The following is a 10,388-nucleotide window of genomic DNA, read 5'->3' as shown; positions in this document are numbered from 1 at the left end:
ATTATTTACATTATTCTCATATTCATTGGGTCCTGTTACCCCAAGAATAACGTATTTAGTCTTCTGCTTGGAAAAAGTAGCTCTCTGGTGCCAGAAGCGTGAGATCCCTATCAACACCTCGAGACCCATTTCAGGTATATAGGTGTAATCTCCTGTGAAGCGATAATAGTTATAAATGGCAAAAGCTATAGCTCCGTTTCTGTGGATCTCCTCAAAGGTGATCTCCCATTCATTGTGGCATTCTTCCCCGTTCATAGTTACCATAGGATATAATGCCGCTCCATTCGAAAAACCTAATTTCCTGGCATTTTCTATCGCCTTTTCCAGATGATTATACCTGTATTTTAAAAGGTTCCTTGCTACATGATGGTTTTTAGTCGCCATATAAAAAGGGATGCAATAGGCCTCTGTATCCCAATAGGTACTTCCGCCGTATTTTTCTCCTGTAAATCCTTTGGGACCAATATTGAGTCGGGAATCTTTCCCCAGATAGGTCTGATTGAGTTGAAAGATATTAAAGCGTATTCCTTGCTGTGCTTTGGTATCTCCTTCTATGGTTATATCGCTCATTTCCCAAATAGTGGCCCATGACTTTTTTTGCATGTCTAACAGTGCATGGAATCCTAAGCTACTTGCTTTTTTAAGCGCTTTTTTTGAGGCATCCACCAGATTGGTCCCCTTGTGATTTCTGGCAACCGTATATCCCCCAAACTTGTGAAATGCTACCGCAGTGCCTTTGGCAACTTTCTGCTCATAGCTCTGCCCGATCCATTGTTCTTTTTCATCTGTATCTTTTGGGGTCGTATGTATCTTGCCTTCATAGTGCAGATGACATTCCATAAAAGTGCAGGTCTCAAAGTTGGTCTTCATGGTATGTGCCTCAATAAAAGCCTGATTTCCCTCTGAAGAAATCTTGGTAGTATTCCAAAACTTGTCATCCCAGTTCGTGTCTTCATTGGTGATGCCACTATCTAAAAAAGCGGTGAAAGTAATGGTCATGTCTTCCTTGAGTGGGGTTACCTTATATTCTATGGCGCCCACTTCATCCAGATCGAGACTCAAAAAGCGTATTACCGCTACCTCAATTTCCTTTTTATTGGGTAGGGTAGCCGTAAAACTGCGCAGATACCTGCCTTCCTTCATATTCAATTCTCTGCGGAATCCTTCTACTTTGGCACAGGTATTCAGGTCTAGAGCTTCTCCATCCACCAAAATATTGATACCTATCCAACTAGGCGCATTTATTACCTTGGCAAAGTATTCGGGATAGCCGTTCTTCCACCACCCTACCCTGGTTTTATCAGGATAGTATACCCCGCCAATGTAGCTCCCCTGGAAGGTAGGTCCGGAATACTGTTCTTCAAAGTTGGCCCTCTGCCCCATGGCCCCATTACCAAGGCTAAAAAGACTTTCAGAAGACTTTACATTTTCTTTATCAAAACCTTCCTCAATGATGGACCAGTTATCTGCTTTTATATACTCTTTGTTCATATCCTATAATTCTGCTAATTCTTTAATAAATTTCAGTTCAATTTCGGTAAAATCCTTGAAGACGTACCGAGCCTCAGTAAGAATTTCTTTCTTCCCTATTCCAATACTTGTCATCCCTGCCCTATTGGCTGCTTCTATCCCGGCCAGAGCATCTTCAAATACAATGCAATGTTGAGGCATCACCTTTAATTCACCTGCGGCGATCATAAATACTTCCGGGTCTGGTTTTGCTTTAGTGACCTGGGTGCCATCAACAATGGATGTAAAATAAGGAATTAGTCCCACTTTTTTTAAAATTGGCCTGGCATTTTTACTAGCAGAACCCAGGGCCATCGGCACATTGTGTTCCTTGAGAAAATTTAGTACTTTAGGCACATCAGGTAGTATTTCCGAAGCGGTCATTGTTTCGATGTACTGCAAGTAGTCCTCATTTTTTTCAGCCAGCCAGGAATTGAACTGCGACTGGGAAACTTTAAGCTCCCCCCATTCTAAAAGAATTTCCAGGCAACGTTTTCGGCTAACGCCCTTGAACTGTTCATTCTGTTCTTTGGTAAAAGGAATTCCTAATTCGTCTGCCAAATGTTTCCAAGCCAGGTAATGGTATTTTGCAGTATCTACGATAACGCCATCCAGGTCAAATATAAATCCTTTTCTATGCATCAAATTGGTTGGTAAAATGTATGATGAATTTTGTTAACTGCTTCATTAATTCGGTGTGCCACGTTCTTTTTCCCTAAACGGAAATACAGTGGTCTAAATTCAAAAACAGCTGCCAATATACAAAGTTGATGGAAGATTTTGGTTGTGTGATGGATCATTTACACAGTTTAATTTACTCTGAATGTCACTATAGGTATTCATTTTGCTTCAAACAAATTTTGGCGTAGAGGCTCGCTCAATCAAGGTAGCGGTAATGATCCTGGTTTCGAATTCTTCCTCCTTTTCCTGGTCCTGATCTTGTTCTATCTTGTCGATTAGCATTTGGGCAGCGGTCTCCCCCATGATTTCTCCATGTTGATCAACTGATGTTAAGGCAGGAGTGGCATAATGCGATAATATACCATCCGTAAATCCGACAAAGGCGATCTCCTCAGGAATACGATAGCCATATTTTTGAGCAATTCCCATGCATTTTACGGCAAATATTTCATTTACGCAAAGTACAGCATCTGGCTTATTTTTTTTAAAAAATTTTTCGCTCTTGGTCTCATCCTCTTGTTGATATGGAAGTTGAAGTACCAGTTTTTTATCGACAGGAATCTTGTGTTCTTTCAACGCTCTGTAATATCCCTCCGCTCGCTTACTACTCACATTCAAATACCCCTCGGTGGTGATCAAAGCAATTCTCTTTCTTCCGGCCTTGATTAATTTCCTCACCACCTGATAGGCAGCGGCCTCATCATTTATAATGACCTTATCGCACTGAATTTCATCGGTAACACGATCAAAAAGGACCAGGGGTATGCCCTGTTCGGTTACCTCCCGTAAGTGATTGTAATCATTCTTTAATTGGGTCTCGCCTGCCAGCGCCATAATAAAACCATCAATGCTTCCATTGGCCAGCATTTCCATATTAATCACTTCTTTATTAAATGATTCGTCCGAAACGCAAACGATTACGTTGTAACCCTTGGCATTTGCGTATTGTTCTATCCCGCGAAAGACAGTTGTGAAAAAATGATGGACGATATCTGGAATGATTACCCCAATGTTTCGGGTTCGCTTATTCTTAAGACTAATTGCTATATTATTGGGCTTGTAGTTGTACAATTTGGCGAAAGCCTGTATTTTTTCCTTCGTGTCCTGCCCAATTTCCTCACTGTTCTTAAGTGCTTTGGATACCGTGGAAATAGATACGTCTAGTTCCCGTGCAATATGCTTAAGAGTGATCTTTTGTTTCAAGTGGAGGTATTATGATTCTCAAGTCAGAGTTTTAAAGGTACATAAAGCGGTGTTAAAAAAGTCAATATTTTAACATTCTTATGCAGCTAAGAGTCCTCTGAAATTCATTTATTTTAAGGCATAGCAACGAAAAATTACTATATTTGTTTCGATTTCAGTAAAAAATATACTTCATATTTATAGAAAAATAGATTCGTGGACCTTTAAATTGCTATATTACCATGTTAATATAAGTTATTAACACGAAACCGTTTGCGTAAGTACTTGAAGTCAATGTTTTAGGAATTTAACAATTATTTTATATATGTTTAACACTTGAATTAAATTAACTAAACTTAAAATTAACTTTTTATGAAGATTACACTACTAAAAAGTCTTATGCTGGTTGGAGCGATCTTAAGCTTCGGATTGGTTAAGGCGCAAGATGTATCAGGTACTGTTTCTGATGCTACTGGTCCATTGCCCGGGGCTAGCGTCGTAGTACAAGGTACTACGAATGGTACACAGACAGACTTCGATGGTAATTACTCCATAAGTAACGTAGGCAGCAATGCCGTACTTGTAGTAAGTTATATCGGTTACAAAACGCAGGAAATATCAGTTAATGGTCGTTCTACCATTAACATTGTACTGGAAGAAGATGCGCAGGCATTAGACGAGGTAGTAATCATTGGGTATGGTTCTACCACGGTTAAAGATGCTACAGGAGCTGTTACGGCTGTTACTGCAGAAGATTTTAATGGTGGGGTTATTGCCTCTCCCGAACAATTGATCCAGGGAAAGACCGCTGGGGTAAACATTCAGCAGACTAGTGGTGAACCAGGAGCAGGGATTTCTGTAAATATTCGTGGTTCCAACTCTGTTCGTGCCAACAACAATCCTCTTTTTGTGATTGATGGTGTGCCGGTATCTGGTGAAAACACTGCTCCTAATGGTGATTCCGGAAGTGGTGGAAGTGCCGTTAGAAACCCTTTAAACTTTTTAAACCCGGCAGATATTGAGAGCATAAGTGTTCTAAAAGACGCATCCGCTACGGCTATCTACGGATCCAGAGGATCAAATGGTGTTGTAATCATTACAACGAAAAGCGGAAAAGGAAGTTCTCAAGGGAAACTTGAATTTTCATCTTCCTTAAGTATTTCAACACCCGCGAATGAATATGATCTTTTAAATAGAAATGAGTTTCTAAGTGCCGTTACACAGTTTGGTGGAAACGCCGCTGCCCAGGATTTTGGAAACGAGACTAATTGGCAAGATTATCTTACAAGAACAGCTGTTTCACAGAATCAGAACGTTTCCTACTCCAAAAATTATGGGAAAGGAAATGTACGTGCCACATTTGGATACTCTAAACAATTTGGGGTGGTAGAAAAAACCAGCCTTGAAAGACTAACAGGCCGTCTTAATCTAACGCATAGATTTTTAGATGATAAGTTAACTTTAAACTTGCAGACTACCATTTCGAGGATTAACGATGAAACCGCACCTTTAAGTGCGGGTGCAGGATTCCGTGGTGACATATTAGGTGGTGGGTATTCCGCTAATCCTACTTGGCCAACCAGTCCTACCTTTGACGATGGTGGAACACAAATTAAACCAGCCAACTATTTGGCAAGCGCTCAAAACGAAACCCAGACAGACAGAGCTCTTTTGAACGGTTCTTTAGACTATAAATTTACATCGGAATTAACTGGTAAAGTAAATGTAGGTTACGACACATCCGCAGGAGAAAATACTTCTGTGATCTCCGGTGCTGTTCTTGGTTTTCCAGGAATCTCAGATCGAGGTCTAGGTTTTTACAATACCTTGGAAAGAGAGAGCAAACTATTTGAGGTTACTTTGAATTGGAAGAAAGATTTCGGCAATTCTAACATAGATGCCTTGGTAGGCTACTCCTTTCAGGATTTCAGAGTTAAAGGAAGAAATTCTCAGGGTAGGGGTTTTGGCACCCAAGAATTAAATCAAATGGGATCCGATCTAAGGGAAACTGTTGAAGGTGCACAAGCTACTATTGATGGATCTTTTCAACAATATTACTACGGAACCAATACCACAGGGCTTCAGGTAAACAGACTGTTTCCTGTTGTTGTCGCTGGGGAGGAAATTGGCTATGGGTTTACAAGAAAAGTTCAGGCCCTGAGTGCGGATAACTTTGACAATACTGATGAGTTACAATCGGTTTTTGCAAGGATTAACTACTCACTGTCTAATAAATATTTATTCACTGGTACAGTAAGAGCAGATGGTTCTTCTAAATTCGGACCTGATAATCAGTACGGATATTTTCCATCAGGGGCTTTTGCCTGGAAAATTAATGAAGAAGATTTTATAGGAGACGCAGTTTCTACACTTAAACTTAGATTAAGTGGGGGTATTACTGGTAACCAGGACGGTTTAACCTACGGAAACTTTGTTTCCAGACAGCGATTCTCCGGAAGGGGAACAAATGATGACGCTACGGTTAATACAAATGGTTTAGCAATTGTTGCCACAGATGTTCCGGATCTTAAATGGGAAGAAACATTAAACTTCAACGTTGGTTTGGATTTTGGATTTAACTCGGATAGACTCTCTGGTAGTGTAGATGTTTATCGCAGTGAAACTACAGATGTGCTCTTGAGAACTCCTCCTGCCGCACCAGCTATTGATCCTTTCCAATTTGGAAATGTAGATGCCACAATATTAAACCAGGGTATTGAATTTGCGCTGGCTTACGATTTTGTACAAACAGACAATACCACCTTCTCTGCAGCCTTTAATATCGCTTATAATGATAACGAGGTTCAGGATTTCGCCAGTGCAATTAACACAGGTGAAATCAATGGCCAGGGACTTAGTGGTGCCTTTGCTCAACGATTTGAGGCAGGAAGATCCCTGTACTCTTATTACATGGCAATCTTTGAAGGATTCGATTCCAGCGGATTCCCAATTTACAGGGATGTAGATGGAAATGGCGTGGGTGATCCTATTGCTGACCAAACCTTTGTAGGCGAAGATGCTTTACCGGATATCACTTCAGGTCTATCATTAAATTTCAGTAGTGGTAACTGGGATGCCTCGGCTTATTTCTCAGGCCAATTTGGCTTCTCTGTTTACAACAACACTGCGAATGGATTCTTCACTGCAGGTTCCATTAACAACGCCAGGAACGTAACTCAAGATGTTATTACTAGTGGTGAAAATGGAGGTGCCTCAGCAGATGTATCAACACGGTTTCTGGAAAAAGGAGATTTTGTTAGATTACAAAACGCAACCCTTGGTTATAATGTGCCTCTAACAGGTGACGGTCTGTTCAAAAGCCTTCGCTTGTCTCTGACAGGTCAAAACTTATTTTTGATTACAGATTATAGTGGGTTAGATCCTGAGGTAACGTCTGCTACCGGAGATTTAGGCTCTGGTGTGCCAACTCGAGGAATTGATTGGTCCGCGTATCCAAATCCAAGGACAATAACCTTAGGGCTTAATGCATCATTTTAATTAAAAAAAATTGATAATCATGAAAAGAAGTAATTTTAAAATTTATTTTCTAACTCTGGCATCTGTCATAGGACTAACATCCTGTACTAACCTGGAGATTGACGAGACCGACTCTATCATAAGCGAAGGTTTCCAGGGTCTGGCAGATCCATCTTCAACAGTTGATAACTTATACAACAATTTGGGTGGTGCTTTTAGTACTCAGGAGAACCTGTATGCACTTAGTGAAGTGACTTCAGATGCTGCTCTGGTTCCTACTCGTGGAACTGACTGGGGAGATAATGGCAGGTGGAGAGTTTTACACCAGCATGCATGGAATAACGAACAGTTATTTATTGTAAATACCTGGAATCAATGGAACGCTTTCCAATTAAACGCATCTCAGATATTGGATGAAAGGAGTTCTCCTTCCGCCCAAAATATCGGGGACGCCAGCTTTGTTCGCGCCTATTCCGTTTGGGTAATTTTAGATCTTTATGGTCAAGTACCATTTAGAGATGTTTCGCTACCCTCTTCCGCCTTACCTGAAGTACTTACGGGTCAGGCCGCTGTAGATCAGATTTTATCTGATGTTGATGTAGCAATTGCAAATCTCCCTGCCACCACTGGAGGAAGTGGAGAGGCAAACGGCAAAGGAAGTAAAGCAGCTGCCAGATACCTGAAAGCAAAAATACTTTTAAATAAACATATTTACGTGGGTGGGGAACCGCAACCAGGGGATATGGCTGAGGTAGTTTCTTTAGTAGATGCTATAACCGCCGATGGCTACGCTTTGGAAGCTGATTATTTTGGCATCTTTAGAGACACTCCTGATACCGAAAGTATTTTACACTTAAGAGCCGATGTAGGCACAAGGATTTGGAATGGATTGCATTATAATTCTACTACCATAGAAGGTGGTGGATGGAATGGATTCAGCACGCTAGCTGAGTACTATGATCTATTCGAAGGAGATCCGGCTGCTAACAATATCACAGTTAATGACGGAACACCATTAAGCAATCAGGAATTGAGAAGAGGTGGAGTGCCACTTGATGGAACTCCGTTTACTGGCGTTGCCGGAACTACTGATGAAGGTGGATTTGAGAATGGATCTAATGTTGGATTTGGCTTTCTAATTGGACAACAATACGGTCTTACAGGGAATGCACTTCAGGACAGAGCCGGTGCTCCATTAACTTTCAAAAAGGAGTTTCAGGATGGGGCTGGTGCTACAAGTTTCATCAACAACGATGAAACCACCGGTATCCGTGTTATTAAATATCATCCAAAATACGGGGGACGTTTACAACATATGGTGATTTTCAGATATTCTGATGCACTTCTAATGAAAGCAGAAGCAATTCTTCGCGGAGCTAGCGGAGATGCTGCGGCAGTTGTAAATGAGATACGGGTAATCAGAGGTGTAAGTCCTTTGGGAACTGTTGACCTTCCAACACTATTAGATGAAAGAGGACGTGAATTATTCGCAGAAGGTTGGAGAAGAAATGATTTAATTCGTTTTGGTGAGTACGGTAGAGATTGGTTATTTAAAGAATCATCTTCCATTAACAACCCAACTTGGAATTTGTTTCCTATTCCAGGACCGCAATTATTGGCGAATCCTAACTTGGTTCAGAATCCTGGATACTAATATCTAGATAAACAATAATAAAACCCCGGCCGTTGGCCGGGGTTTTTTTTATGTCCAAAATCACATAGCCCATGAAATTATTCGGGTACTTACTTTACTAATTTCTTTTGTAGGTATTCCCGGAATACCCTACCTTAAGGTTCATTACTTATCTACCTTCCATGTACTACCTCGGATATGATATTGGCAGTTCTTCGATTAAAGTGGCCCTCGTGGAAAGCAAAACCGGAAAGGTAGCAGGTGTTTTAAGAGAGCCTCAGGAAGAAATGGTTATCCTTGCCCCTCAACATAATTGGGCGGAACAAGATCCAGAAGAATGGTGGAAATATATTTGCTTAGCTACTAAAAGCTTATTATCAAAACATGCCATTGATAAAAATGATATCCATGGTATTGGGATCTCCTACCAAATGCACGGCCTGGTTTTGACAGATAGCAATGTTAAAGTATTGAGAAACGCTATCATCTGGTGCGATAGCAGAGCCGTGAGCATAGGAGAAGAAGCACTTGAACAGATTGGTCGGGATAAATGTTCCTCGCAGTTGTTAAACGCCCCGGGAAATTTTACTGCCTCCAAACTTAAATGGGTAAAAGATCATGAACCAAAATTGTACGGCAAGATCCATAAAGCAATGCTTCCTGGTGATTTTATCGCCTACAAATTAAGCAACAAGATACGTACAACTATATCTGGTTTATCGGAAGGTATTTTTTGGAACTTTAAACACCAACAAATAGCAGAATGGCTACTTTCTTATTATGGCCTAACCATAGATCACCTGCCAGAACTGGTTCCAACCTTTGGCTTTCAGGGCAAAGTCTCTACCAAGGCTGCCGAAGAAACAGGTTTGTCTGTGGATACACCCATAGTTTACAGAGCAGGCGATCAACCCAATAATGCCTTATCCCTGAACGTCTTTAATCCTGGAGAAATAGCTATGACAGGAGGAACCTCTGGCGTTATTTATGCCATTAGTAATAAGACAGAAAGTAAAGAAATCTCCAAAATAAACAATTTTGCTCATGTTAACTATACCCTCAAAAATCCTACCCTGGGTAAACTCCTTTGTATCAATGCAGCAGGAATCCAATACCGCTGGTTAAAGGAAAACCTGAAATTCACCTCCTATGAGGAAATGAATACCCTAGCCGAAAAGGTGACCGTAGGATCCGATGGAGTGGTATTGTTGCCATTTGGGAATGGGGCCGAGCGTATGTTAAACAATAAGAACATTGGAAGTAAAATTTTAAATATAGATCTGAATACCCACACTAATGCACATATCTGCCGAGCAGCGTTAGAAGGAATCGCATTTGCCTTTATGTACGGCATGGAGATCTTACTGGCTGAAGGTCTTCAACCAAAAGTCATTAGGGCGGGCAATGATAATTTGTTTCAATCCAAGGTCTTTGCCAATACCATTTGTACTTTAATAGGATTTCCCATTGAGCTGTACGATACCACGGGAGCTGTTGGCGCAGCCAGGGCATGTGCTTTAGAAAATGGGGATTTTAAAGCTTTTGGAGAAACGCAGTTAAAAAATGACCACATACATACTTTTTATCCTCATAAAGATTCCAAACCGTATCTGGAGGCATACCAACACTGGAAAGAATTACTGGAGAAAGAATTATAAGACAACACAATGGCACTACTCGGCACTAAAGAATACTACAAAGGAATAGGCGACATTGCATTTGAGGGCCAGGAATCCGACAATCCGCTGGCCTATAAATATTATGATAATGAATACCGTATTGCAGGTAAAACCATGCGCGAACATTTTAAATTTGCGGTTGCCTATTGGCATTCATTCTGCGGGCAAGGTGCAGATCCCTTTGGATCCGGAACTCAAACATTTCCCTGGGATCTGCCTTCAGACCC

The 10,388-nt window shown here is 41.0% G+C and carries 5 protein-coding genes and 2 pseudogenes; 4 read left to right on the top strand and 3 right to left on the bottom strand.

Features of this window, described 5'->3' with window-relative positions; genetic code table 11:
* The 3 genes and pseudogenes from WBM49_RS04400 to WBM49_RS04390 all read right to left on the bottom strand — a co-directional run.
* Positions 1 to 1,491, bottom strand: a pseudogene (locus WBM49_RS04400) (glycoside hydrolase family 65 protein); the annotation flags it as partial.
* A 3-nt stretch (positions 1,492 to 1,494) separates the two neighbouring features.
* Positions 1,495 to 2,151: a beta-phosphoglucomutase gene (pgmB, locus tag WBM49_RS04395; RefSeq protein ID WP_424370851.1), complete on the bottom strand. Its 657-nt coding sequence runs from the start codon at positions 2,149 to 2,151 to the stop codon at positions 1,495 to 1,497.
* Positions 2,152 to 2,358: 207 nt separating this feature from the next.
* The gene (locus WBM49_RS04390) at positions 2,359 to 3,393 is read right to left on the bottom strand and encodes a LacI family DNA-binding transcriptional regulator (protein ID WP_424370850.1); all 1,035 of its coding nucleotides are present in this window, start codon (positions 3,391 to 3,393) and stop codon (positions 2,359 to 2,361) included.
* Between the two features lie 351 nt (positions 3,394 to 3,744).
* On the opposite strand from WBM49_RS04390, the gene WBM49_RS04385 reads away from it, so the two are divergent.
* The 4 genes and pseudogenes from WBM49_RS04385 to WBM49_RS04370 form a co-directional block, all read left to right on the top strand.
* Entirely contained in the window at positions 3,745 to 6,870 is a 3,126-nt protein-coding gene (locus WBM49_RS04385) for a SusC/RagA family TonB-linked outer membrane protein (protein WP_424370849.1), read from the top strand.
* 19 nt (positions 6,871 to 6,889) lie between these two features.
* Positions 6,890 to 8,503 carry a RagB/SusD family nutrient uptake outer membrane protein gene (locus WBM49_RS04380; protein ID WP_424370848.1) on the top strand — a complete coding sequence of 538 codons (1,614 nt, stop codon included), beginning with the start codon at positions 6,890 to 6,892 and terminating at the stop codon, positions 8,501 to 8,503.
* A 161-nt stretch (positions 8,504 to 8,664) separates the two neighbouring features.
* Complete coding sequence (locus tag WBM49_RS04375) at positions 8,665 to 10,140, top strand: xylulokinase (RefSeq protein ID WP_424370847.1); 1,476 nt, start codon at positions 8,665 to 8,667, stop codon at positions 10,138 to 10,140.
* 9 nt (positions 10,141 to 10,149) lie between these two features.
* A pseudogene (locus tag WBM49_RS04370) lies at positions 10,150 to 10,388 on the top strand (xylose isomerase); the annotation flags it as partial.

Origin of the sequence: Muriicola sp., assembly GCF_049669965.1 — a bacterium.
Taxonomy (GTDB): Bacteria; Bacteroidota; Bacteroidia; order Flavobacteriales; family Flavobacteriaceae; genus Muriicola.
Note: the sequence above shows the minus strand (reverse complement) of the source record. Positions and strands in the feature narration are given on the sequence as shown.

Bases quoted from the DNA above. Each gene is read 5' to 3' on its own strand.
- pgmB (WP_424370851.1), bottom strand. From the start codon at position 2,151: ATGCATAGAAAAGGATTTATATTTGACCTGGATGGCGTTATCGTAGAT.
- WBM49_RS04385 (WP_424370849.1), top strand. From the start codon at position 3,745: ATGAAGATTACACTACTAAAAAGTCTTATGCTGGTTGGAGCGATCTTA.
- WBM49_RS04375 (WP_424370847.1), top strand. From the start codon at position 8,665: ATGTACTACCTCGGATATGATATTGGCAGTTCTTCGATTAAAGTGGCC.
- WBM49_RS04380 (WP_424370848.1), top strand. From the start codon at position 6,890: ATGAAAAGAAGTAATTTTAAAATTTATTTTCTAACTCTGGCATCTGTC.